21 protein-coding genes are annotated in these 23832 nt (G+C 71.6%); 20 read left to right on the top strand and 1 reads right to left on the bottom strand.

Features of this window, described 5'->3' with window-relative positions; translation table 11 throughout:
• The first annotated feature begins 66 nt into the window (after positions 1-66).
• The 20 genes from IPL89_08685 (at position 67) to IPL89_08590 (ending at position 21323) form a co-directional block, all read left to right on the top strand.
• Positions 67-1626 (top strand): type I 3-dehydroquinate dehydratase, encoded by a 1560-nt coding sequence (locus tag IPL89_08685; GenBank protein MBK9063258.1) that lies wholly within the window; start codon positions 67-69, stop codon positions 1624-1626.
• Positions 1623-3251, top strand: a complete 1629-nt coding sequence (locus tag IPL89_08680; GenBank protein ID MBK9063257.1) for an ATP phosphoribosyltransferase — start codon at positions 1623-1625, stop codon at positions 3249-3251. Before IPL89_08685 ends, IPL89_08680 begins: the two co-directional genes overlap by 4 nt.
• Entirely contained in the window at positions 3248-4567 is a 1320-nt protein-coding gene (gene hisD, locus IPL89_08675) for a histidinol dehydrogenase (GenBank protein ID MBK9063256.1), read from the top strand. The genes IPL89_08680 and hisD overlap by 4 nt, the downstream gene beginning before the upstream one ends.
• A complete protein-coding gene (locus IPL89_08670; protein ID MBK9063255.1) occupies positions 4564-5622 on the top strand; it encodes an aminotransferase class I/II-fold pyridoxal phosphate-dependent enzyme in 1059 nt (352 codons plus the stop codon). Before hisD ends, IPL89_08670 begins: the two co-directional genes overlap by 4 nt.
• Positions 5619-6215, top strand: a complete 597-nt coding sequence (hisB, locus tag IPL89_08665; protein ID MBK9063254.1) for an imidazoleglycerol-phosphate dehydratase HisB — start codon at positions 5619-5621, stop codon at positions 6213-6215. Before IPL89_08670 ends, hisB begins: the two co-directional genes overlap by 4 nt.
• Positions 6212-6832: an imidazole glycerol phosphate synthase subunit HisH gene (gene hisH / locus IPL89_08660; protein MBK9063253.1), complete on the top strand. Its 621-nt coding sequence runs from the start codon at positions 6212-6214 to the stop codon at positions 6830-6832. Before hisB ends, hisH begins: the two co-directional genes overlap by 4 nt.
• Positions 6829-7614, top strand: coding sequence for a 1-(5-phosphoribosyl)-5-[(5-phosphoribosylamino)methylideneamino] imidazole-4-carboxamide isomerase (locus IPL89_08655; GenBank protein MBK9063252.1), 786 nt, complete (start codon positions 6829-6831; stop codon positions 7612-7614). Before hisH ends, IPL89_08655 begins: the two co-directional genes overlap by 4 nt.
• Positions 7611-9035, top strand: coding sequence for an imidazole glycerol phosphate synthase subunit HisF (gene hisF, locus IPL89_08650; GenBank protein ID MBK9063251.1), 1425 nt, complete (start codon positions 7611-7613; stop codon positions 9033-9035). The genes IPL89_08655 and hisF overlap by 4 nt, the downstream gene beginning before the upstream one ends.
• A 65-nt stretch (positions 9036-9100) precedes the next feature.
• On the top strand, positions 9101-10414 hold the full coding sequence (locus IPL89_08645; protein MBK9063250.1) for a chorismate-binding protein: 1314 nt from the start codon (positions 9101-9103) through the stop codon (positions 10412-10414).
• Positions 10411-10980, top strand: coding sequence for an aminodeoxychorismate/anthranilate synthase component II (locus IPL89_08640; GenBank protein MBK9063249.1), 570 nt, complete (start codon positions 10411-10413; stop codon positions 10978-10980). Before IPL89_08645 ends, IPL89_08640 begins: the two co-directional genes overlap by 4 nt.
• Positions 10977-12011 carry an anthranilate phosphoribosyltransferase gene (gene trpD / locus IPL89_08635; GenBank protein ID MBK9063248.1) on the top strand — a complete coding sequence of 345 codons (1035 nt, stop codon included), beginning with the start codon at positions 10977-10979 and terminating at the stop codon, positions 12009-12011. Before IPL89_08640 ends, trpD begins: the two co-directional genes overlap by 4 nt.
• Positions 12012-12070: 59 nt before the next feature.
• Positions 12071-13516, top strand: a complete 1446-nt coding sequence (locus tag IPL89_08630; protein MBK9063247.1) for a hypothetical protein — start codon at positions 12071-12073, stop codon at positions 13514-13516.
• A 79-nt stretch (positions 13517-13595) separates the two neighbouring features.
• A complete protein-coding gene (trpB, locus tag IPL89_08625; protein ID MBK9063246.1) occupies positions 13596-14717 on the top strand; it encodes a tryptophan synthase subunit beta in 1122 nt (373 codons plus the stop codon).
• The gene (locus tag IPL89_08620) at positions 14714-15523 is read left to right on the top strand and encodes a tryptophan synthase subunit alpha (GenBank protein MBK9063245.1); all 810 of its coding nucleotides are present in this window, start codon (positions 14714-14716) and stop codon (positions 15521-15523) included. Before trpB ends, IPL89_08620 begins: the two co-directional genes overlap by 4 nt.
• Positions 15524-15532: 9 nt before the next feature.
• Positions 15533-16279 (top strand): hypothetical protein, encoded by a 747-nt coding sequence (locus tag IPL89_08615; GenBank protein ID MBK9063244.1) that lies wholly within the window; start codon positions 15533-15535, stop codon positions 16277-16279.
• A 90-nt stretch (positions 16280-16369) separates the two neighbouring features.
• Positions 16370-17122, top strand: coding sequence for a helix-turn-helix domain-containing protein (locus IPL89_08610; GenBank protein ID MBK9063243.1), 753 nt, complete (start codon positions 16370-16372; stop codon positions 17120-17122).
• Between the two features lie 19 nt (positions 17123-17141).
• Positions 17142-18164 carry a hypothetical protein gene (locus tag IPL89_08605; protein MBK9063242.1) on the top strand — a complete coding sequence of 341 codons (1023 nt, stop codon included), beginning with the start codon at positions 17142-17144 and terminating at the stop codon, positions 18162-18164.
• A gap of 87 nt (positions 18165-18251) precedes the next feature.
• On the top strand, positions 18252-18908 hold the full coding sequence (locus IPL89_08600; protein MBK9063241.1) for a DnaJ domain-containing protein: 657 nt from the start codon (positions 18252-18254) through the stop codon (positions 18906-18908).
• Positions 18909-18915: 7 nt separating this feature from the next.
• Positions 18916-19797 (top strand): Stp1/IreP family PP2C-type Ser/Thr phosphatase, encoded by an 882-nt coding sequence (locus IPL89_08595; protein ID MBK9063240.1) that lies wholly within the window; start codon positions 18916-18918, stop codon positions 19795-19797.
• Positions 19797-21323: a hypothetical protein gene (locus tag IPL89_08590; protein ID MBK9063239.1), complete on the top strand. Its 1527-nt coding sequence runs from the start codon at positions 19797-19799 to the stop codon at positions 21321-21323. The genes IPL89_08595 and IPL89_08590 overlap by 1 nt, the downstream gene beginning before the upstream one ends.
• Here IPL89_08590 and IPL89_08585 read toward each other — a convergent pair.
• Positions 21251-23806, bottom strand: a complete 2556-nt coding sequence (locus IPL89_08585) for an ATP-dependent DNA helicase (GenBank protein ID MBK9063238.1) — start codon at positions 23804-23806, stop codon at positions 21251-21253. The two genes, IPL89_08590 and IPL89_08585, sit on opposite strands and share 73 nt — an antisense overlap.
• Between the last annotated feature and the right edge of the window lie 26 nt (positions 23807-23832).

The following is a 23832-nucleotide window of genomic DNA, read 5'->3' as shown; positions in this document are numbered from 1 at the left end:
AGGTCCGGAGGCGCAGGGTCATTCAAGGCCGACACAAGCCCCTCCGAACCGGAGGGGTTTTTCGTTTTGGACCTGACCGCCGAAAAGACGCTTCTCGTCGCCTCCGTCGCCCCGGCGTCCAACGCCGAGGCCTTCGAGGCCGCGCGGGACGCCGCGAGCCTTCCGGAGGGGACGGCGGTGGAAGTGCGCCTCGACGCGATGGTCGAAATGCCGGAACTTGGCGCGCTTCGCGCGGCGTTTGGAAAACGAATTCTGATCGCCACGGTCCGCTCGAAGGCCGAGGGAGGCGCGTTCAGAGGGACAGAAGATGAAGAGAGAGACTTCTTAGAAGGTGCCCTCTCCGCGGGTTTCGATTTCGCCGACGTCGAGTTTCGCCGCGACGGCGGGACTCGCTTCGCTGCAATACCCCTTTCTAAGAAAATCTCTTCTCTCCACGACACCGAGGGCGTGCCCGCCGATCTGAGCGCACTGGTTGCCCGGATGCTCTCTTCCGGCGCGCGCTACGTGAAGCTCGTCGCGACGGCGAACGACGTTTCGGACGTCCTGCGTCTTCTCGAGGTGCAGGCCGCCAATCGCGACGGGCGGTTCTCCGCCTTCGGGATGGGGGAGGCCGGAATCGCGACGCGCGTCCTGTCGCCGTACCTCGGCGCAGCGCAGTCGTTCGGCGCGCTCGACCCGGCTCGGGCGACAGCCCCCGGGCAGCTTGCGGCCCGCGACCTCGCCGACGTGTACGGAATCGGGCGGCCGCGCCGCGTGCGGCGCGTCTTCGCCCTTTTCGGCGACCGCGTGTCGCACTCGCTTTCTCCGGCTCTCCACAACGCGAACTTCGAGGCCCTCGGCCAGGACGCGCTTTACGTGCCGTTCGCGCTACGGGCCCTCGGGAAGGAGCTGCCCTCGCTCGTCGCCGGCCTCGACGCCCTCGGCCTGCCGCTCGTCGCCGCGTCCGTGACGATTCCGTTCAAGGAGGAAGCGGCGCATCTCGCGGACGCCGACGAGAAGGCCGTGAACACGCTCGTGCGCGTGTCGGGTCCCGGCGCGCCGGCGCGATTCCGCTCCGCGAACACGGACCGGGTCGCCTTCGAGCAGGTGGTCCCGGAGCGATCGGCGAAAACGGAGGGCGGGCCAGCTCTCGTCCTTGGGGCGGGCGGCACGGCGCGCGTGGCGGTGGAAGTTCTTCTGAGAAAGGGGTGGGAGGTCCGCCTCGTGAATCGCGGCGAGGAGCGTGGCGAGCAGCTCGCCAGCGAGACCGGGGCCATCTTTCATTCGAAGAAGTCTTCCGATCCGATTCCCTTTCCGGCCGTTGTCGTGAATGCCACCGCCCTTGGCCTCCGCGAAGGAGATGCCATTCCCTGCCCGCCGGAGTTCCTGCGCCCGGGCGTGCTCGTGATCGACGCGCCTTACCGCCTCGAGGGAACCGACCTCGCCCGTGCCGCGTACGCGGCGGGGGCCGCCGTCGTGGACGGCCAGACGCTGCTGCTCCTGCAGGCTGCGGGGCAGGCGACGCGCTTCACGGGCGTCGAGACGCGGCCCGCCGACCTCCTCGACCGGCTCGCGCCACGCTTGAGGGCGAGCTTCACGGCCGCCTGGAAATCCCGCCTTGCGGCCACCATGGAAGGTGTCGCGTGAAGTCCGACCGTCCCGACCCGAACCTGCCGCGCGGCGTCCAGGCGCTGCTCTTCGACGCGGCCGACCGGCGCCGCCGGGCCGAGGAGGGCGTCGTCTCCGTCCTGCGCGCCGCGGGCTTGCGCGAGGTCATCCTGCCCGTGCTGGACTACGCGGATCCTTACGCCGGCGTGACGGCCGAGGGCGACGAGCGCCTCTACCGCTTCCTCGACCGCGAGGGCCAGGCGCTCGCGCTGAGGGCCGACTTCACGCCGATGGCGGCGCGAATCATCGCTCCGCGCCTGGGGGACTTCGCCGAGCCGGTGTCACTCTTTTACAGGGGCGACGTCGTGCGCGACGAGGAGACCGGCGTCGGGCGCCCGCGGGAGTTCGCGCAGGTCGGCGCCGAGCGTTACGGAGATGCCCGTTTCGAGGCGGACGAGGAGATGCTCGGATTGCTCCTCGACGCACTGGGCGTGCTTCCGAGTGCGGCGCTTCGGCTCACCCTCGGCTTCGCGGGACTTCTAAGAAAGGTGATCGAAGCCGCTGCGCCCGGCGTCGGCTCGGGCGGACGGAAGCGAGGTCTCGAGGACGTGATGCGCCTGGCGCGCGAGCGGCGGGTGTCCGCAATCGAGCCCCTCCTGCGCGACGCAGGGGCACCCAGCGCCGTCGCGGGTGAGATCGCAGATGGCCTTCTCCGGGGTTTCGACCCGTCGTCGTCTCTCCTTCGGACTCCCACGCACGCGGCCGAAGCCGAGAAGCTCGCCCGGGCGGCCGCTTTCGCGCGGTCCCGTCGCCCCGGACTCTCCGTCGTCGTCGATCTGGCCGCGACGCCCGATGCGCCCTACTACACCGGCCTCACGTTCGCGGTCGACGCCGCCGGGGTTCCCGGCGCGCTCGCCGCCGGCGGACGGTACGACGCGCTGCTCGCGCGCTTCGGCGTTTCGGCGCCGGCGCTCGGGTTCTGTGTGGGTCTCGAGGCGCTCGTCTCGGCGCTCGCGGCGCCCGCGTCGGCTGCGGCCCGCCCGCTGCGCATCGCGATCGGGAAGGGGCGCCTCCTCGGCAAGACGCTCGCGGCCCTGCGCGCGGGCGGGGCGTCGTTCGGCGAGCCCGACGGCCGGCGCCTCCTCGTTCCGTCTTCGGACGGGGCGTTCGAGCTCCTGCTCCTCAAGGACGACGACGTCCCGACGTACGTCGCGCACGGCGGCGCCGATCTCGGCGTCGTCGGGAGCGACCGCGTGGCCGAGTCCGGGGAGGACGTCTTTTCGCCCGTCGAATTTCCGTTCGGGGAGTGCCGCCTGTCGCTCATCGGGCGGGCCGGCGAGGAGTTCCGGCCGAACGGCCAGCCCGTGCGCGTGGGCACGAAATACCGGCGCCTCGCGGCGCGGTACTTCGACGCGCGAAAGATCGCGCACGAGATCGTCCCGCTCGCGGGCTCGGTCGAGCTCGCGGCGGCCCTGCGCCTGACGGACGTCGTCGTGGACCTGATCGAGACGGGCTCGACGATCGCGGCCAACGGCCTCGCCGAGATCGAGACGATCGAGACGAGCCGTGCGACGGTCATCCTCGGCCGCGCCGCGCTCGTCTCGCGCCGAGGCGAGATCGCGGCATTCCTCGGCCGGCTGCGCGAGAAGGCGGGCGCGCCGTGATGAAGATCGTGGACACGAACACGACGGGCGGAAAAAGAGAGCTGGGTGCCCTCCTCGCCTCGCGCCGCGCCGTGCCCGACTTCGCCACGCTGAAGCAGGTCCTGCCCATCGTCGAAAGAGTTCTTGGAAAGGGGGAGCCGGCGCTCCGGGAGTACGTGAAACGCTTCGACCAGGCCGGCGTGCCCTCTTCACCTTCTAAGAAAATCTTCTTCTCGCTCGACTCAGAGGCGAAGTCCGCTCGCAGGAGAGGGTCCGAAGCAGAAGTGTCTTCCGAATTCCGCCGCGCGTTCCGCGCGGCGCGGCGGCGCATCGAGGCGTACCACCGCAAACAGGTGCCCTCGGGCTTCGCGTTCACGGACCGACTCGGCGTCTCCTTCGTCGAGCGGCCCGTGCCGCTCGACTCCGTCGGGGTCTACGTCCCGGGCGGCCGCGCGTTTTACCCCTCGTCGCTCCTGATGGGCGTCGTGCCCGCGCAGGTCGCGGGGGTCCCGCGCATCGTGGTCGCGACGCCTCCGCGCGCGTGGGCCCTCAGCCTGGAGCTGCGCTGGGCGGTGCGCGAACTCGGCGTCGACTCCGTTCTCCTTGCGGGAGGGGCGCACGGCGTCGCCGGGCTCGTCTCCGTCGCGAAGGTCGCGAAGATCGTCGGCCCCGGCAATCGCTGGGTCGCGGCCGCCAAGCACCTCGTCTCGGGCCTCGTCGCGGTGGACCTCCCGGCCGGGCCTTCCGAGGTCGCGATCCTCGCGTCGGCCGACGCGGACCCCGTGCTCGTCGCGGCGGACCTCCTTGCTCAGGCCGAGCACGACCCGGACGCGAAGTGCCTTCTCTTCACGAACTCGAGCCGTCTCGCCGCCGCCGTTTCGGGAGAGGTCGCCGCGCAGCTGAAGGCATTCGATGAGAAGATTTCTTCGAAGGTGATGAGAGCGGCCCTCCGCCGCGGCGGGCGGATCTTCATTTTCAAGGAAATCTCCCGCGCCGCCTCGGCCTGCGCCGCCGTGGCCGCCGAGCACGTGCAGGTCATGGGCAGGGGAGCAGAACGGTTCGCCTCTTCTCTTCTTCCCACGGCGGGCGCGCTCTTCATCGGCTCCGCGACGCCGACCGCGCTCGGCGACTACGTCGCCGGGCCGAACCACGTCCTTCCGACGGGCGGCGCCGCGCGCGGATACTCGGGGCTGTCGACGCGCGACTTCTTCCGCTGGGGCCGGTCCGTCTCGGCGCCTGCCGTGGCGGCGCGCTCTCTCTCGCGACCCGCCGCCGTCCTCGCGCGCTTCGAGGGCCTCGTCGCCCACTCGGCCGCGCTGGGTCGGAGGGTGCGATGACAAAGGCGATCCCGATCCGTCCCGAGATCCGCGCGCTGCAGGCCTACACGCCGGGCGTCGAGGAGCCGTTCGAGATCCGCGCCAAGCTGGACTTCAACGAGTCGCCCGACGACGTTCCCGAGGAGATCCGCGCCGAGGTGCTCGACCGGCTGAGGGCGCGCCGCTGGGGCCACTACCCGGAGTTCGGCGCGCCGCGCCTGAAGAAGGCGATCGCGGCGTCGATCGGCCGGAGCCCGGACGAGATCGTGGTCGGGAACGGGTCGGGCGAGACGATCCTCGCGGCCGTTTCCGTCTTCGCCGGCGGGGGCTCGCTCGTCCTCGCGACTCCCACGTTCTCGCTTTACGGGCAGATCGCGGCGATCGGCTCTGCAAGGGTCGTCGCGGTGCCCCGCGAGGGCCCCGACTTTCTCGTCGACGAGGCGGGCTATCTGGCGGCTGCGGAAAAGGGCGTGCCGCTCCTCTGCTCGCCGAACAACCCCACGGGCGGCGTTTCGAGCCGGGCGTTCGTCGAGAGGCTCCTCGACGTGGCGCCCGTCGTCCTGCTCGACCAGGCCTACGTGGAGTTCGCCGGGCCCGAGGACGACCTCATGGGCCTCGTCGGCGTGCGCCCGAACCTGGTCGTCTTCCGCACGCTCTCGAAGGCGTACGCGGCCGCGGGCTTCCGCATCGGCTACGCCGTGGCGCCGCGCGACCTCGCCCGGGAGATCGACAAGGCCGTGCTGCCGTTCAACGTCGACCTCGCGGCGGAGGAGCTCGCGCTCGCGCTCCTCGCGCGGCCCGAAGGCGCGAGGGCTCGTGTCACGAGCGTCGTCGCGGAGAGGGAGCGGGTGGCGGGGGCCCTGCGGCGGGCCGGACACGCCGTCGCCTCCTCGTCCGCGAACTTCCTGTTCGTGAAGCCGTGCGGGGGCGACGCCGCCCGCGTGCGCCGGGCGCTTCTGGAAAGGGGCGTGCTCGTCCGCGACATGACGGCCGCGGCCGAGGGGCGCCTGCGTGTCACGATCGGTTCACCCGCGGAGAACGATCTCTTTCTCGGCGCTCTTCAGGAGGTCTCATGAGACGGACGGGACGCGTGGACCGCAAGACGAAGGAGACGTCCGTGTCTCTCTCTCTCGACCTCGACGGGACGGGCCGCGCCGAAATCGCGACGCCCGTCGGGTTTCTGTCGCACATGCTCGAGACGATCGCGAAGCACGCCCGCGTCGACCTCGCGGTCAAGGCGGACGGAGACGTGCACATCGACGCGCATCACACGGTCGAGGACGTCGGCCTCGCGTTCGGGGAGGCGCTCGACCAGGCCCTCGGGACGCGCGCGGGCCTCGAGCGCTTCGGGGCCTCGTACGTCCCGCTCGACGAGGCGCTCGCGCGCTCCGTCGTGGACCTCTCGGGGCGCCCGTACATCGTCTTCGACTCGCCCGTCGACAAGGAGCTCCTCCTCGTCACGAAGGACTTCCCGTTCGCGCTCGTCGAGGAGTTCTGGAAATCCGCCGCGTTCCGGGGCAAGTTCAACCTCCACGTGGACGTGATCCGGGCGAGGAACGGGCACCACGCCGCCGAGGCCGTCTTCAAGTCCGCCGCGCGCGCGCTGCGGCAGGCTTGCGCCGTGACCGGGACCGAGGTCCTCTCGACGAAGGGAACGCTGACCGCATGAACGTCCCGCGCGTCACTCTCGTCGACTATGGGGTCGGAAACGTCGCGTCCGTGACGCGCGCGTTCCTGCGCCTCGGCGCGGATGTGGACTTCACGTCGGACCTCGACCGCGTCGCCGCGGCGTCGCGCCTCGTCCTGCCGGGCGTCGCCGCGTTTGCGCCCGCGATGCAGCGCCTTCTGGAGACGGGCCTCGAGGCCGCCGTGCACGCCGCCGTGAACCGCGGCGGACGCCTGCTCGGCCTCTGCCTCGGGTTCCAGCTCCTGTTCGAGGAGAGCCTCGAGCACGGCCGCAACAAGGGCCTTGGCCTGGTGGGCGGCCGCGTCGCGCCGTTTCCGGGCGGGACGCGCAGTCCGCACGTCGGCTGGAACCAGCTGCGTCCGACGCGCGACGACGGCCTCGTGAAACGGCTCGAGGACGGCAGCTACGTGTACTTCGTCCATTCCTTCCGGCCCGAGGGAGTCGCACCCGCGGACGTCGGGGCGACCTGCGACTACGGCGGCGGCTTCCCGGCGATCGTCCAGAAGGCGAACGTGTGGGGCTGCCAGTTCCACCCCGAGAAATCCTCGGAGACGGGCCGGCTCCTCCTCTCCAACTTCCTCGAGGAGGACGCGGCGTGAGCGGCGCGAGCGCGGGCCGCCTCGCCCTCTGGCCCTCGATCGACCTCAGGGGCGGCCGCGTCGTGCGCCTGCTGCGCGGCGAATGGGACACGGCGACGACATTCGACACCGACCCCCTGGAAGTCGCCAAGACGTTCGAGCGCGAGGGGGCCGACGGCCTTCACGTCGTCGACCTTGATGCGGCGTTCGGCAAAGGGACGAATTCGGAAGAGATTCAGAAGATTCTTCGAGTAATTCGGATTCCCGTCCAGGTCGGTGGGGGGATGCGCAGCGGACAGGCCGTTGAAGATTTCTTGGAAAGGGTGAGTGGGGCCCGGGCGGTCGTGGGGTCACTGCCGTTCCTCGACCGCCCCGCGTTCATTCACCTTCTAAGAAAATCTTCCTCTTCCTCTCCTTTCCCTCTTGTGTCCCGGATCGTCGTCGCCCTCGACTGCAAGGACGGGCGACCCACGGTGCGTGGATGGACGGAGGACGCCGGGGCGGGCGACGCCGTTTCGGTCGCGCGGGAGCTTGCCGGCCTCGGCGTCGCCGCGCTGCTCGTGACGGACGTTGCCCGCGACGGCGCGATGCTGGGGCCGAATCTCTCGCTGCTGGCCGCCGTGCGCGCCGTGTTCCCCGGCGAGATCCTCGCCTCGGGCGGAATGCGCGGCCCGGAGGATCTCGGGCCCGTCGACGCGGCTATTTCGGGCGGCCTCCGCGGCGCGATCTTCGGTCGCGCGCTTCACGCAGGTGCGACGACGGTCGCCGCGCTCAAGTCCGCGCGCGACGAGGTGACCGCATGACGCTCGCCGTGCGCGTGATCCCGTGCCTCGACATTTCGGGCGGGCGCGTCGTCAAGGGCGTGGCCTTCGAGCAGCTGAGGGACGCCGGCGACCCGGTCGAGGCCGCCATCCGCTACGAGCACGAGGGTGCGGACGAGGTCGCGTTCCTCGACATCGCGGCGCCCGTCGAGGGGCGAGGCACGCTCCTCGGGCTCGTCCGCCGGGTCGCGAACGTCCTCTCGATCCCGTTCACGGTCGGCGGGGGCGTGCGGTCGGTCGAGGACGCCGACGCGCTCCTGCGAGAGGGGGCGGACCGCGTGACCGTCAACACGGCCGCGGTGAACGACCCGTCTCTCCTCACGCGGCTCTCCACGCAGTTCGGCCGGCAATGCGTGGTGCTCGCGATCGACGGCAAGCGAGTCCGAGACGCCGAGGGCCGCATGCAGATGATGGTCACGACGCACGGAGGCCGCAAGGTCACGGAGCGGACCGTGACGGGCTGGGCGGCGGAGGCAGCGGCCGCCGGGGCCGGGGAGATCCTGCTCACGTCGGTCGACGCGGACGGGACGAAGGAGGGTTTCGACCTCGAGATGCTCCGCGCCGTGCGCGGCGTCGTGGACGTGCCCGTCGTCGCCTCGGGCGGCGCGGGCGACCTCGACGACTTCGCGCGCGCCGTCCTCATCGGAGGGGCCGACGCGGTGCTCGCGGCGTCCGTCTTCCACGACCGCGTCTTCTCCATCGTCGAGGTCAAGGCCGCGATGAAGCGCGCGGGTCTCGCGGTACGGCCCGTCCCGCCGCGTGCGACGCCCCTCCAGCCCCGGTACGACGCGAACGGTCTCGTCCCCGTCGTCGTGCGCGACGTCGAGACGGGCGACGTCCTCACGCTCGCCTGGGCGAACGCGCAGGCGCTCGAGAGGACCCGGGAGACCGGCCTCTCGCACTTCTACAGCCGGTCCCGGCAGGCGCTCTGGAAGAAGGGCGAGACGTCGGGAAACGTGCAGGAAGTCGTCGCGATCTCGTTCGACTGCGACCGCGACACCGTGCTCTACGACGTGAGACCGGTCGGACCCGCGTGCCACACCGGGGCCCGGACGTGCTTCACGCGCGTGGACTCTCTCGCGCCCGCCGCCGGCGACGCGGGCCGGCTCGACCTGACCGGGCTCTTCGCCACGATCGCCGACCGCCGGGACCGCCCGGAAGCGGGCTCGTACACGAACCGCCTCCTCGACTCCGGAGCCGCCCGCATCGCGCAGAAGGTCGGCGAAGAGGCCGTCGAGACGGCGCTCGCCGCCGTCGGCGGCTCCGACGAGGCGCTCGCGAACGAGGCCGCGGACCTCCTTTATCACCTTGCGGTCCTTCTGACCGCGCGGGGTCTTGCGCCGAAGGACGTCGCCGCGGTCCTCGAAAAGCGCCGCGGAGCGCCTCGCCGGAGCCCCTCTTGACCCCGGGGCTCCTTCGCCCCGTCGTCGTGGAGCGCCCGGCGGACCTCACGACTCCCGTGGCTCTCATGAAGGCGCTGCTCGCGGGGGACGGGCCCTGCTTCCTCCTCGAGTCGGTCGAGGGCGGCGACCGCGTCGCGCGCTGGTCGTTCCTCGGCGCCGCGCCGTCCGGGGAGATCTCGGGCCTGGCGGGCGACGCCTTCCAGCTCCTCAAGACGCTCCCAACCGCCGAGCTCGGGGAAGGCGACGACCTGCCGCCGTTCACGGGCGGCGCGGTGGGCTACGCGGGTTACGACGCCGTGCGGCGGCTCGAGCGCCTGCCGGAGAAGAACCCGGATCCGATCGGCCTCCCGGACGCCTGGTTCGGGATCTTCGACTCCGTCATCGCGTTCGACCACGCCCGCCACCGCCTGCTCTTCGTGACGCACGCGGGGGAGGGGGAGGAAGAAGAGAAGAGAGCCTTTGAAAGGTTGAGAAAGCTCGAAAGCAGGGCCTTCGCAAGCAGCGCGCCGCCGCGGCCCGCCGCCTCGCCTTCTCTCACTTTCAAAGAAACTCTTCCGGTCTCTTCGTACGTTGCGGCTGTGGAGAAGGCCAAGGAGCACATCCGCGCGGGCGACGTCTTTCAGGTCGTGCTCTCGCGCCGCTGGTCCGCGCCGTTCGACGGCGATGCCTTCGCCGTGTACCGCGCGCTGCGCTCGATCAGCCCGTCTCCGTACCAGTACTTTCTGCGGACGCCGCACGGCACGATCTTCGGAGCCTCGCCCGAGCGGCTCGTGCGTGTCGCGGCGGCCCCGGGCGGCGCGGCCGTCGAGACGATTCCCCTCGCGGGCACGCGCCCCCGCGGCGCCACGCGCGAGGAGGACCTCGCGCTCGAGAAGGATCTCCTGGCCGACGCCAAGGAAAGGGCCGAGCACGTGATGCTCGTGGACCTCGGACGCAACGACCTCGGCCGCGTCTCGGTCCCGGGCTCGGTGCGCGTGAAGGACTTCTTCGCGGTCGAGCGCTACTCGCACGTCATGCACATCGCCTCGCGCGTCGTCGGGACGCTCGCGCCCGGCCGCCACGCCGTGGACGCCCTCGCGGCGACGTTCCCGGCCGGCACGCTCACGGGCGCGCCGAAGATCCGGGCCATGGAGATCATCGAGGACCTCGAACCCGTCCGCCGCGGGGCCTACGGCGGTGCCGTCGGCTACCTCGACTTCGCCGGCAACCTGGACGTCGCCATCGCCATCCGCACGGCGGTCGTCGCGAACGGGATGCTCCACGTGCAGGCGGGCGCCGGCATCGTCGCGGATTCGGTCCCCGAGTCCGAAGCGCTCGAGTGCGAGAACAAGGCGCGCGCGCTCATGCGGGCCGTCGCGCGGGCGGGGGAGTTCCCGTGATCCTCGTCGTCGACAACTACGACTCGTTCACCTTCAACCTCGTGCAGATCCTCGCGACGCTGGACCCCGACGTCGTCGTCGTGCGGAACGACGCCCTGACCGTCGACGAGATCTTCGCGCGGCGGCCCGACCGCCTCGTCGTGTCGCCGGGCCCGGGCCGGCCCGAGGACGCGGGCGTGTCCTGCGCGCTCATCGAACGGAACACGGACATCCCTCTGCTCGGTGTCTGCCTCGGACACCAGGCGCTCGGCGCCGTCTTCGGCGGCCGTGTGTCGCGGGCGCCGACCCTCATGCACGGAAAGACGTCCGAGATCGCGCACGACGGCCGGGGGCTTTTCGAGGGTGTCTCGAACCCGTTCACGGCGACGCGCTACCACTCGCTCGCGGTGGAGGCCGATTCCGTGCCGGAGGCGCTGCGCGTGACGGCGAGGACGGCCGACGGGATCGTCATGGGCCTCGCGCACAGGACGCGGCCGCTCGTGGGAGTCCAGTTCCACCCGGAGTCGATCCTGACGACCGAGGGGGAGAAGCTCTTGAAGAACTTCGTGGCCGGACGGCTGTCGTGACGCCCGTCCACCACGCTCTGCGCGAGGTCGCGCGCGGAGGGAAGCTCTCGCGCGAGGACGCGCGGCGCGCCGTGACGTCGCTCCTCGACGACGAGGTCCCGCCCGCGGTCGCGGGAGGGTTTCTCGCGTCGCTCGCGGCCGCCGGCGAGACGATCGAAGCCCTCGCGGGAGCCGTCGACGTCCTCAGGAGCCGCGCGACGCGGCTCCCGGTGCCCGAGCTGCTCGCGGCGCGCGCGATCGACGTCTGCGGGACCGGCGGCGACGGGCACGGGATGTTCAACGTGTCGACGGCCGCCGCGTTCGTCGTCGCGGGGGCGGGAACGCCCGTCGCCAAGCACGGGAACCGGGCCGTCTCGTCGAAGTGCGGGTCGGCGGACGTGCTCGCGGCCCTCGGCGTCGTCCTCGAGATGACGCCGGAACGCGCCGCCGCGGCGCTGGGCAGCGCGAACATCACGTTTCTCTTCGCGCCGCTCTACCACCCGGTCATGAAGAAGCTGGCGCCGCTGCGCCGGGAGCTGGGCGTCCGGACGGTCTTCAATCTCGCCGGGCCGCTCTCGAACCCGGTCGACGTGCGCCGGCAGATCGTGGGCGTCGACCGGCCCGAGCGCGTGCCGGTCGTCGCGGGCGCTCTCCTCGCGCTCGGCACGGAGCGGGCGCTCGTCTTCTCGCACGAGTCCGGCGGCGACGAGCTGATGCCGTTCGGCGTCACGAACGTCGCCGAGGTGACCGCGGGCGGAGTCCGGCGCTTCGGCCTGAGGGCCCGGGACTTCGGCGTGGACGAATGCGCCGCCGCGGACCTCCGGGGCGGCGATTCGGCCGAGAACGCGGACCTCCTGCGCCGGATCCTCGACGGCGAGAGGGGTCCCTGCCGCGACACGGTGGTCATGAACGCCGCGGCGGCGCTCGCCGTGGCGGGCGCGGCGCGGGACTACGTCGAGGGCGCGAGCATGGCGGCTGCGGCGATCGACTCCGGAGCGGCCCAGCGCGCTCTCGTCACCCTGATGGACGTTTCGCGGGGAATCGGCGCCTGAAGACGGGGATAAGAGGAAGATTTTCTTAGAAGGTTAAGAGAAGAGAAGAGGGAAAAGGCTTGGCGGGTTCAATTCTTGCGGACATCATCGCGGCGAAGCGTCGGCGCATTGCTGCGGGTGAATTCGCTCCCGGCCAAATGCCGTCTCCCGGCGCGCGGCCGGATGGGTTGCGCTTCGCAGCCTCCCTTTCTTCACCTTCTAAGAGATCTTCTTCTTCTTCTCTTTCCCTTCTCTCTGAATTCAAGCACCGCTCCCCGAGCGCGGGCGTGATCCTCCCGGACGCGGGCGCGCGCGTGGAGGAGATTGCCCGCGCATACCGGCGCGGAGGAGCCGCCGCGCTGTCCGTCGTGATCGAGCAGGACTTCTTCGGTGGCGATCCGACGTGGCTGCCGCGCGCGAAGGCGGCATCGGGCCTGCCAGTCCTCATGAAGGACTTCGTCGTCGACGAAGCGCAGCTCGACTTCGCGGGCGCGCTCGGCGCGGACGCGGTGCTCCTGATCGTCGCCGCTCTCGGCGACGCCGACCTCGCGCGCCTGCACGCCGCTGCGAGGGCGCGCGGCCTCGCGGTCCTCGTGGAGGCTCACGACGAGGCCGAGGTGCGGCGCGCCGCCGCGATCGGGGCGGAAATCGTCGGCGTCAACTCGCGGGACCTCGCGACGTTCGCGGTGGACCTTCCCGGCATGGCGCGCCTCGGCGGCCTCCTTCCGACCGGTGCGACGCGCGTCGCCGAGAGCGGAATCAAGTCGCGCGCCGACGTCGAGGCGCTCCACACGGCCGGCTACGGCGCGTTCCTCGTCGGCGAGACGCTCCTGCGGTCGACGGACCCCGCCCGCACGCTTCGAGAGCTGCGCGGGGAGAACACGGCCGAGGTGAAGGTCTGCGGCGTCACGCGCGAAGAGGACGTCGACACGTGCATCGAGAACGGCGTCGACTGGATCGGCCTCATCTTCGCGCCGAGGTCTCCGCGCTGCTTGACGGCAGAGAGAGGAAGATCTCTGCGAATGCGGGGGAAGGGGGAGGGCGAGGCGCGGCGAGCGGGGGCCGTCAAAGGCGTCGTGGCGGTCTTCGACGACGATACGACGGACGCCGAAATCGCGCGCATCGTCTCCGTCGTGCGCCCCGACGCGATTCAAATGCCCGTTCTGCTCTCTTCACCTTCTAAGAAATCTTTCTCTTCAGACATTCCCCTCTGGAACACCGTCCGCGTCGGACGCGATGATCTCGCCGCCGTGGGAAATCGCGCAGGCGCCGCACTGCACTTCGACACGTCCGTGGCCGGGGTGAGCGGCGGCACGGGACGTACGTTCGACTGGAGAATGCTCGATGGCGTCGACCGAACGCGCCCGCTCGTGCTGGCGGGTGGTTTGAATCCCGGTAACGTCGCCGAGGCGGTGCGCCGCGTCCGCCCGGACGTCGTGGACGTCGCGTCCGGCGTCGAGGCGTCGCCGGGAGTGAAGGACCCTTCGAAGATCGCCGCGTTCGTCCGGGAGGTGCGCCGTGCCTGACATTCCGTTCCGCCCGCCGGAGGCCGACGCCTACGGGCGCTTTGGCGCGTTCGGCGGGCGCTTCGTGCCCGAGACTCTCATGGCGCCGCTCGACGAGCTCGCGAAGGCCTACAAGGACGCGAAGCGCGATCCCGTGTTTCGGGCCGAGCTCGAGGGCCTCCTGAAGACGTACGTCGGGCGGCCCACGCCGCTCACCGAGGCGCGGCGCCTGTCGGACGCCCTCGGCGGCGCGCGGCTCTGGCTGAAGCGGGAGGACCTCCTCCACACGGGCGCCCACAAGATCAACAACGCGATCGGGCAGGCGCTCCTTACGAAGCGCATGGGCAAGACGCGCGTCATCGCCGAGACGGGAGCGGGGCAGCACGGGGTCGCGACGGCGACCGCCTGCGCTCTCTTCGGCCTCGAGTGCGTCGTCTACATGGGCGCCGTCGACGTGGAGCGGCAGGCCCTCAACGTCTACCGGATGAAGCTCCTCGGCGCGACCGTCGTGCCGGTTATGGGCGGCTCGCGCACCCTGAAGGACGCGATCAACGAGGCGATGCGGGACTGGGTCGCGACGACGGCGACGACGCACTACATCCTCGGCTCGGTCCTCGGACCGCACCCGTTCCCGACGATGGTGCGCGACTTCCATTCCGTCATCGGCAAGGAGGCGAGAGTTCAGTGCCAGAGGGCTTTCGGCCGGCTGCCGGACCTCCTCGTCGCGTGCGTGGGGGGCGGGTCGAACGCGATCGGTCTCTTCCGCGAGTTTCTCCCGGATGCCGGCGTCGAGATGGTCGGCGTCGAGGCCGGTGGGAGGAGTCTCGCCCCGGGCGAGCATGCGGCGCGCTTCGGCCCCGGCTCCGTCGGCGTCCTGCACGGCACGCGGACGCTCATCCTGCAGGACGCCGCGGGGCAGGTCCTGCCGACGCACTCCGTGTCGGCCGGTCTCGACTACCCCGCGGTCGGCCCCGAGCACGCGCGCCTCGCCGAGCTGGGGCGCACGCGCTACGTCTCGGTGTCGGACGCGGAGGCCCTCGCCGCCTTTCACCGCCTCGCGGAGACCGAGGGGATCATCCCCGCGCTCGAGACGGCGCACGCCGTCGCGTGGGCCATCGCCGAGGCGCCGCGCCGCCCCGGAAAGAACATCGTCGTGAACCTCTCCGGGCGCGGGGACAAGGACGTCGTCTCGGTGGCGAAACTCGAGGGGGTCTCCCTGTGACGCGCCTCGCCCGCGCGTTCGCGCGCGCGAAGAGCGCGGGCCGGGCCGCTCTCGTCGTCTTCGTCGAAGCCGGCGATCCCGACCTTGCGACGACATGCCGCCTGCTCCCGGCGCTCGCGACGGCCGGAGCCGACGTGATCGAGCTCGGCATCCCGTTCAGCGATCCGCTCGCGGACGGACCGACGATCCAGCGGGCCTCCGAGCGTGCGCTCGCCGCGGGTGTGACGCTCGCGCAGGTCCTCGATCTCCTCGCGGCCGCCAGGGCCGGAGGCTTCGCGACACCGGTCGTCGTGTTCTCCTACGCGAACCCGATTCTGGCGATGGGAGAGGCGGACTTCGCGCACCGCGCGCGCGAGGCCGGGGCGGACGGCGTCCTCGTGACGGACCTCCCGCCCGAGGAGGGACGCGCCTTCGCGTCGATCCTGAAGAGCGCCCGCCTCGACCCGGTCTACCTCCTCGCGCCGACCTCTCCCGACGATCGCCTGCGCCGCGCGGCCTCGCTCTCCCGCGGCTTCGTGTACCTCGTGTCGCGGAGCGGGATCACGGGCGCGCGCGCGGCTCTCCCCGAGGACCTCGCGGCTCTGGTCGGGCGCGTGCGCCGCGCGGTGCCGCGCCTTCCTGTTGCCGTCGGGTTCGGCATCTCGACGCCGGAACAGGTCCGGGCGGTCGCCGCACTCGCGGACGGCGTCGTCGTCGGGAGCGCCGTCGTCGCCGCGATGGAGACGGCGGTCCGGGCCGGCCGGGACCCCGTGGCCGCCGCCACGGACCTCGTCCGGGCTCTCGCCGGGGCAGCCGCGAAGCCGTAAAGTTCGCCCATGGACGAGCCCCTTTCCGCGCGGATTTCCCGGGCGGACCGGACGGGGCTCGTGGAGCTCGTGGCGGGCCACCTCGCCCGCCTGACCGAGCGGGACGCGCTGCAGGCGCTCCGTCACCCGCACGCCTCCGAGGCGATGATCGTCGAGATCGTCGCCTCGCGCGTCCTCATGGCGTCGCGCGGCGTGAGAAGGCTCGTCGCGGGGCACCCGCAGACGCCGCGGCACGACGCCCTCCACGCCCTCGACGACCTCACATGGCGCGACCTGATGGACATCGGCCGCGAGGCGCGGACGCCGCCGCCCGTGAGGCAGGCGGCCAACCGGAGGCTCCTCGACGCGATGCGCGGCATGGCCGTCGGGGAGAAAGTCGCGCTCGCCCGGTTCGCGCCCCCGGCCCTGTTCCCGGCGCTCTTCGAGGAGGAGGACAGCCGCGTTCTCGAGGCGCTGCTGCAGAATCCGCGGCTCACGCCGGAGGACCTCCAGCGGTGGCTTTCGACCGGGCGCCCGACTCCGGGAGGCCTCGCGCAGCTCGCCGCGGAGGGCCGGTGGGCCTCGCGCCCGGCGGTGCGGAGCGCCCTGCTGCTGCACCCGGCGACGCCGCGGGCCGCGGCCCTCTCCCTGCTGACCTCCGCGAGCCGCGAGGAGCTGAGGCGCCTCACCGAGACGCCCGGCACCGACGCGCTGCTCGCAGCCTGTGCCGCCGAATTGCTCGAACGTTCCGGGAAATCCGTTGACACGGCGAGCTAAGCGGCCTTAGGCTAATGAATTACGGGAGATCTCGTGCCCGGAACAGACAGCGCTCGGGAGTTCGGCGAGGAGCTCCGGCGTGAACGTGAATTGCGCGATGTGAGCCGCGAGCAATTGGCCGCCGCGACAAAGGTGTCGCTGCGCCATCTCGCCGCGCTCGAGAGCGGGCGTTTCGACCAGCTCCCGGCCGTCGTCTTCTCGAAGGGATTCGTCCGCGTGATCGCGCTCCACCTCGGACTGGACGCCGAGAGGCAGACGGCAGCCTTCCGCCACGTGTACGCGCGGTGGGAGGAAGAAAAGATCAAGCCCACGACCGGCGAAACGAACACCGCGCGCCTCAGGCTCTCGCAGCCGCGCCGCGCCGTGTCCTCCTCGACGACGGTTCGCGCTCTCGGCATCGCGCTCCTGCTCGCGGCCGTGACGGGCGGCGCCGCGTTCTTTCGCACGCGGGGGGCGGCACGCCGCGTGACGCCCGCGCATACGCCCGTCGCGCGGGCCGAGAGCGGGCCCGCGTCGCTCGCGCTCCCTCCGGCGGTCGCCGCGGCGACGGTCGCGCTGCCGGTGGACGCGCCGGGCGCTTCCAGCGGCACGCTGGCCCGCTCCGGTCGGACCCTCACGCTGAGCTTCAGGGACGAGTGCTGGGCCGAGGTGTTCGTGGACGGCAAGGTCGTCGTGCGCGGGCTTTTCCCGAAGGGAGCGAAACGCGAGTTTTCGGGCGGCGGCACGTTCACGCTCACGCTCGGCAACGCCGGCGTGGTCGAGGTCGCCGTCGACGGCCGCTCGCTGGACCCGATCGGCGGCGAGGGCGAAGTCGTCAAGAACTACGTCATCAACCACGGCTGACCGGCGCTAATCTCCGCCCATGTCGTTCGTCCCCGATGACCTGCTCGGGCAGGTCGAGTCCGGCGAGGCCTCCAACCAGATCCTCGACTTCGTGGCGCGCGGCCTCGTGCCGCTGCCCGCCGAGGAACTGGTCCGCGCGGTCGCGAGCATCCTCGCGGGCGGCGACGCGGCCCTGACGGCGAACGCCGAGGCGACGTTCGCCGCCTTCCACTCGGAGGATCTGAAGGGCGCCGTCCTCAGCGGGGGTGTGAGGCCGGAGCAGCTCGACGCGATCGCGCGGCGGACGATCGAGCACACGGTCCTCGAGCCGCTCATCCGGCACAAGGCCGTGCCCGACGCGACGCTCGCATGGCTCGCCGAGCGCGTCGATGCGCCGATGCAGGACATCATCGTCACGAACCAGGTGCGCCTCCTCGAGGCGCCCGTCATCGTGGAACGGCTCTTCGAGAACCCGCGTCTGTCTCCCGAGATCCGCCGCCGCGCGGACGAGTTTCTCGAGGAGTTCTTCCTCAAGAAGGAGCGCGAGCAGGACGAAGCCGCGGCCGCGGCGGCCGCCGCTCCGGAAGCCGCCCCGGAGCCCGCGCCGGCGCCGGCGCCGGCCGAGGAAGAGCCCGTGCTCTCCGAGGACCAGAAGAAGAGCCTGTTCGCCCGGGTTTCCGTGATGACGGTCGTGCAGAGGATCAAGCTCGCCTACCGGGGCAACAAGGAGGAGCGGATGTTCCTCGTGCAGGACCGCAACCGGCTCGTGTCGGCGGCGGCCCTGAAGTCCCCGAAGACCCGCGAGGCGGACGCCGAGACGATCGCCAACATGAAGAGCGTCTCGGAGGACGTCCTGCGCGGGATCGCGTTCCGGCGCGACTGGATGCGGCATTACTCCGTGGTGAAGGCCCTGGTCCGGAATCCCCGGTCGCCCATCGACGTCACGCTGGGCCTCGTGACGAAGCTGAACGCCAAGGACATGAAGACTCTTTCGGGGGACCGGAACGTCCCGGAAGTCGTGCGGGCCACGGCCCGGCGGGAGGTGGCGCGCAAGGAGTCGTGAGTCTCCTTGAAATGACGCGCCCGTTCGTGAGAATCTCTTGGGTCAAGTGACCGGTCAGACGCGGCCTCCGCGCCCCTTGAGGTGTCGGTGACGAACTACTACGACGTGCTCGGGGTTGCGCGGGACGCGACGTCGGCCGAGATCACGAACAAGTTCCGCGTGCTCGCGCGTGAGCAGCACCCCGACCGGTATTCGGATCCCGACCGCAAGCGCTCCGCGGAGTTCAAGTTCCAGATTCTGACCGAGGCCCTGAACGTCCTCACCAACCCTGCGCGCCGAAAGGCGCATGACGCCGAGCTCGAGAAGAGCCGCCCCGTCACCCAGGACCCCGCGGGCCAGGCGCGCGTCTTCCTCGCGAAGGGCGTCAAGTCCTACCGGGAAGGGAACTTCCCCGACGCGATCCAGCAGTTCGAGCTCGCGGTGAACCACTACGACAAGGACGCGAAGGCCTGGCACTACCTCGCGCTCTCGTGCATGAAGGTCGTCGGGCAGACCCGCAAGGGCGTCGACGCGATCGAGGCCGCGATCAAGCTCGACCCGAACAACGCGCTCATGCGGCGCGACGCCGGGAAGCTCTACATCATGGCCGGGCTGTCGTCCAAGGCCGAGCGCCACCTCGAGGAGGCGCTCACCTGGATGCCCGAGGACCCCGAGACGCTCACGCTGCTCATGAAAGTGCGTCCGAACAGGCCCACGAGCGGCGTCCGCAAGCCGCCGAGCGGGATTTTCGGGCGGAAGGGATAATCGCGGCGTGGTCGTCTCCGCATTCGGTCTCACCGACGTCGGCCGGAAACGGCGTCACAACGAGGACGCGTACCTCATCGACGAGGAGCGCGGCCTCTTCGTGGTGGCGGACGGGATGGGCGGCCACGCGGCCGGCGAGGTCGCCTCACGCATCACGGTCGAATCCATCCAGGAGTACATCGCCGCCACCGAGGAAGAGCACGAGAGCTCGTGGCCCTTCGGGTTCAACAGCCGCGTCTCGCTCGAGGGCAACCGTCTCACGACGGCCGTCGAGAAGGCGAACGAGAAGGTCATGCGCGCCGTTCAGAACCGGCCCGAGCTCAAGGGCATGGGGACGACGGTCGTCGCGGCCCTCTTCGACGCCGACCGGGCCACCCTCGTGCACGTCGGCGACAGCCGCGCCTATCTCTTCCGCGACGGCGAGCTCCGGCGCCTGACGGACGACCACTCCTGGGTGCAGGAGCAGGTCAACGCCGGGATTCTCAGCGAGGACGAGGCCAAGAGCCACCCGCTCAAGAACGTCGTGACGCGCGCCCTCGGGGGCGCCGCGCACGTCTCGGTGGACCTCATCGAGGTGCCGGTGCGCACGGGAGATCGCTACCTCCTGTGCTCGGACGGGCTCACGGGCATGCTTCCCGACGAAGAGCTCTTCGAGCACTTCCGCACGTCGGGCTCGCTCGACGCGACGGTCCGCATGCTGATCGAGGTCGCGAACGCGCGCGGCGGCGTCGACAACATCACGGCGATCCTCGTCGAGGTGAAGGACGCCGGCTCGGGAAAGAGCGACGCCGCGAAGACCGACCCGCCCCGGTCGAGACTCACGTCCAACGAGAGCACCGCCGTCACCATCGACGGCCCCCCCCCGAAGATCAATCCCGCGGACTCCTGATGTCCCGCGTCGCCTGCAGCGCGGGCCTCCTCGTTCTGCTCGGGTTCCCCGCGGCACACGCCGCGGGAGCGGCGCCCGCGCCCGCCGTGCGCTTCCCCGCGCTTCGCCTCGCCGGCGGCGGGACCGCGGCGGCGCACCAGAGCGCCTCCGGCGAGGCCTCGGACGCCGCGGCGGCGCGGCGGCGCGCCGAGATCCTTCGCTCCCCCTACGCGCGGCTCACGGATCGCCGGGCGCTGCGCGGCGGGGAGGTCGTCCTCGCCTCGGATCAGGACCTCGCCGCGGCGACGCGCGACGCGCTCCTCCGCGACCTCGCTCCGGCTCTCTCGGCGCTCTTCGACCGGGACGGATGGGCGAGGCCGTTCTCGGCGCGCGCGCCCCTCGTGCTCCAGGTCGTCTCCGGACCCGCGGCGAGCGCCGCGGGATGGGACGGCCGCGAGAGGGACGGCTCCCTCCGCAACCCCGTCGCGATCGTCTCCGCCTCGGGACGCGACGCGGGCGCGGTTCTCCTCGACGCGCTCCACCAGGTTGCGCTCCTTTCGGCCCGCCAGGGCGCGCCGGATGAGGCCGCCTGGGCTGCGGAGGGCGTCGCGGAGTACCTCGCGCGCCGCGCCGCCGGGGTCGCGGGCGCACCCGTGCCGGAAGACGACGCGTTTCTCGAGGACACGGGGTCGCTCCTCGCCCCGCCGGTCCTCGCCGCGTTCCTCGACGCCCTCGAGGCGAAACTGCCGAAGGGCGCCCTCGACGTCCGCGAGGCGTGGGAGTCGGCCGGCCTGCCGGCGGGGGACGACGGGGAAGCCTTCGTCCGCGACGTCGCGGGACGCGCGGGCGCGGCCTCTCTCGCCGACGCGCTCGCGGGCACCGTCGTCGCGCGCATGGCCTCGGCGTCCGTCCGCCGGGGGGCGCCCGCAGCAATCGTGGCACGCCGGGCGTGGCTGCTCGGCCCCGTCTCCACGGCGGCTCCGGGTCCGCTCGGCTGGAGGCGTGCGTCGCTCCGCACCGAGGACGAGCGGGGCGGCATCGAGGTCGCGCTGCCGGAATCCGGCTTCCGCGCGGGGCGGGCCGTCCTGTTCTACCGCGGCGACGCCGGGGACTTCGACGCGCTCCGCGTCCTGCCCGGCGAGACCCGCTTCCTGCCCGCATCGGGAACGTCGGGCGTGCACGTCGTCCTCGCGGACGGTGACGGGTCGGACGTGGCCCTGCGCCTGCGCCGCGCGCCCGAGTACCCGGCCGCCCTCTCGGCGTCGGGCGCGGAATGGCGTGGACGGGCTGTCGAGGTCGCCTGGTCCACCGCGCAGCACCGGGACCTCCTCGCGTGGATCGTCGAGCGGCGGGAGGAGACGCTCGATGGCGAAGGCGTGGCCGCCCTCGAGGCCCTGCCCGCGGCGACGGAGTCGCCGGACGCCACCGCCTACCTGTTCGTGGACCGCGAGGCTCGCGCGGGCGCGCGGTACCGCTACCGCGTCCTGGCCCTCACGCGCGACGGCCTTCTTTCCGAGGCGTTCGAGGCTCGGGTCGAGACGCGCTGATCCCTTCGAAGAACTCGCGCGTCGCCTTGCCGACGCCCCCCCCCCGGAACGACCCCCCCCCCCCCCCCCCAAAAAATTTCCCTGGGGCGCTTCCCAACGTCGATGCAGGCGAGCTCGGACGGGTCCTCGTTGTACCAGTGCTCCGGCAGGTACCGGCTGTACGGCGCCTGGAGGAACCTGCGGCAGGCGAGAACGACGACGCCCGTGTCCGACTCGGAGCGGATGAGGCGGCCGGCGCTCTGTACGACGCGCGTCATTCCCGGAATGACGTACGCGTACTCGAACCCGCGCTCGTAGCGCTCCTCGAAGTAGCGGCGCATGCGTTCCTGCTCGAAGCGCACCATCGGGAGCGCGGGCGAGACGACGACGACCGCCCGGAGCATCTCCCCGGGGTAGTCGACGCCCTCGGCGAACGCGCCGCCCGAGACGGCCAGGAGGAGGACGGGGGCTCCGCGGTCCTTGAGGGATGCGAGGACGCGGTTGCGCTCGACCTCCGTCGAGCGGTCGGACGGGCGGATGATGCGCCGCCCCGGAAGCGCGGGCAGGTGCGTGCGTACGTCGTCGAGGAACCGGTAGGACGGGAAGAGCGCGAGAACGTTTCCCGGGCAGCCGCGCGCGACGTCCGCGACGAGCGCCGCGATGCGCGGCGCCCCCTTGCCGCGCGCCGCATACGTCGTGTCGACGTCCGGGGCGATCAGGATCGCGCGGTTCTCGCGCGGGAACGGCGAGGGCAGGCGCAGGACCGTCGTGCGGTCCGCGTCCAGCCCGAGGAGGTCGCGGTAGAACTCGGGCGGGGAAAGCGTGGCGGACATCGAGACCGTCGCCGCGGCCGCGTTGAGCGTCTCCCCGAGGAGGCGCGACGGGTCCTTGCAGAGGATCGCGAGCTTCGCGCCTCTCGGACCCCGCGAGGCGAGGATGTCGAACGCCTCGGCGGCCTTGTCGCCCGCGGCCGCCTGCTTCGACACGTCGTGAAACCGCGCGTACGTGAAGTAGAGGTCGAGGACCGGGTCGTCCGGCACGCGCTCGCCCCCGGAGCGCATCTCGGCGAGGTGGCGGACGAGAAGCGACTCCATGTCGAGGCGCAGATCGTCGAGCCGGGCCTCGTCGAGCGTGACGAGGTCGGCCGCCTCGCGCTCCTCCTCCGGCAGGATCGACGCGGACTCCGAGACGAGCTTGAGGATGCGGCGCACCGCCTCGCCCGCGTCCCAGGCGGTCTTCGCGGTCGACACGCCGATCCGCTGCTCGAGCGTCCGGAGCTCGCTCTCGGCCAGCTCGGGGGAGTAGTAGCCGCGGCCGCGGTCCACGAGGTTGTGCGCCTCGTCGACGAGCAGGAACGCGTCCTTCAGGGCGGCCGGCTCGCGGGCCCCCGAGAGGGCGACGACCGGGTCGAACACGTAGTTGTAGTCGCCGATCACGACGTCCGCGCGCTCGGCGAGCTCCAGCGAAACCTCGAACGGGCAGACGGTCTCGGCGCGGGACTCCTCGAAGACCGTGTCCGGGTCGAGGTGCCGGTGGGTCTCGACGAGGCGGTCGAGGAGGCCCGAGGCCTCCATCTTGGCGCCGTAGTCCTTCGCGTACGCGCAGTGATCCTCGTGGCAGAGGACGACGTCGTTCGCGCACATCCGCTCCTTGGCGCGCAGCCGGACGGAGCGAAAGGAGTCGCCCTCCACGAGGCCGATCGTCTTCTCGTAGATTTCCTGCTGCGTCGTCTTTGCCGTCAGGACGTAGAGCCTGCGGCCGGACTCGAGGGCGGCCTTGAGGAGGGGGAACACCGCGGCGGCGGTCTTCCCGATGCCCGTGGGCGCCTCGGCGAGCAGGTGCTCGCCCTGAGCGGCGGCGCGCGCGGCCGCCTCCTCCATCTCGCTCTGGCCCAGGCGGTACGTCTCGTGCGGAAAGACGAGAGTCCCCGCCTCGGCGGCCTTCGCCTCGGCGAGCGCGCGCTCCTCGAGGAACTCGTCGAGGAGGAGCCGGGTGCGGCGGACGAGGTCCGCCAGCGTCTTCTCCGGCTCGTGAGCGACGTCGATGATCTTCGTCGCGCCCGTCTCGATGTCCGCGAGGATGAGACGCCCGGTGACCTCGCGGCCCTCGGCCGCGGCGACCGCGTGCATGTACCAGCGCAGCTGGAGCTGGAATCGCTCGAGGCGGGGCGACCCGGGCAGCCGCGCGAGGTCCTCGGCGAAGTGCAGCGACTTCACCTCGTCCACGACGACCCGTCCTCCGTCCTCCCAGCGCCCGTCGAGGCGGCCCTCGAGGACCGCCGCGTAGTCGTCGACCGCGAAGGAAAGCCTGATCGCCTTCTCCACCGCGTAGCCCGGGACGGTCTCGAGGTTCCCGCCGAGGACGCGCCGGTGGACGGCCTGGCCGATCCAGAGGCGCTCGAAGCCCTCGCCGCGGTCGAACCCGATGCGGCGTCCGTTTCCGGCGAGAAGCGCGCCGGGGGAGAGCGCGATGGTCTTCGCCGCGAGGTCGATCGAGAGCGCCACGCGCGATTGTAGCGGCGCAAAGGGCT

This window comes from Acidobacteriota bacterium, from assembly GCA_016716715.1.
GTDB lineage: Bacteria > Acidobacteriota > Thermoanaerobaculia > UBA5066 > UBA5066 > Fen-183.
Note: the sequence above shows the minus strand (reverse complement) of the source record. Positions and strands in the feature narration are given on the sequence as shown.

Bases quoted from the DNA above. Each gene is read 5' to 3' on its own strand.
- trpB (MBK9063246.1), top strand. From the start codon at position 13,596: ATGGCGCCGCTCGACGAGCTCGCGAAGGCCTACAAGGACGCGAAGCGC.
- hisB (MBK9063254.1), top strand. From the start codon at position 5,619: ATGAGACGGACGGGACGCGTGGACCGCAAGACGAAGGAGACGTCCGTG.
- hisF (MBK9063251.1), top strand. From the start codon at position 7,611: ATGACGCTCGCCGTGCGCGTGATCCCGTGCCTCGACATTTCGGGCGGG.
- IPL89_08605 (MBK9063242.1), top strand. From the start codon at position 17,142: ATGTCGTTCGTCCCCGATGACCTGCTCGGGCAGGTCGAGTCCGGCGAG.
- IPL89_08590 (MBK9063239.1), top strand. From the start codon at position 19,797: ATGTCCCGCGTCGCCTGCAGCGCGGGCCTCCTCGTTCTGCTCGGGTTC.
- IPL89_08670 (MBK9063255.1), top strand. From the start codon at position 4,564: ATGACAAAGGCGATCCCGATCCGTCCCGAGATCCGCGCGCTGCAGGCC.
- hisH (MBK9063253.1), top strand. From the start codon at position 6,212: ATGAACGTCCCGCGCGTCACTCTCGTCGACTATGGGGTCGGAAACGTC.
- IPL89_08645 (MBK9063250.1), top strand. From the start codon at position 9,101: ATGAAGGCGCTGCTCGCGGGGGACGGGCCCTGCTTCCTCCTCGAGTCG.
- IPL89_08615 (MBK9063244.1), top strand. From the start codon at position 15,533: ATGGACGAGCCCCTTTCCGCGCGGATTTCCCGGGCGGACCGGACGGGG.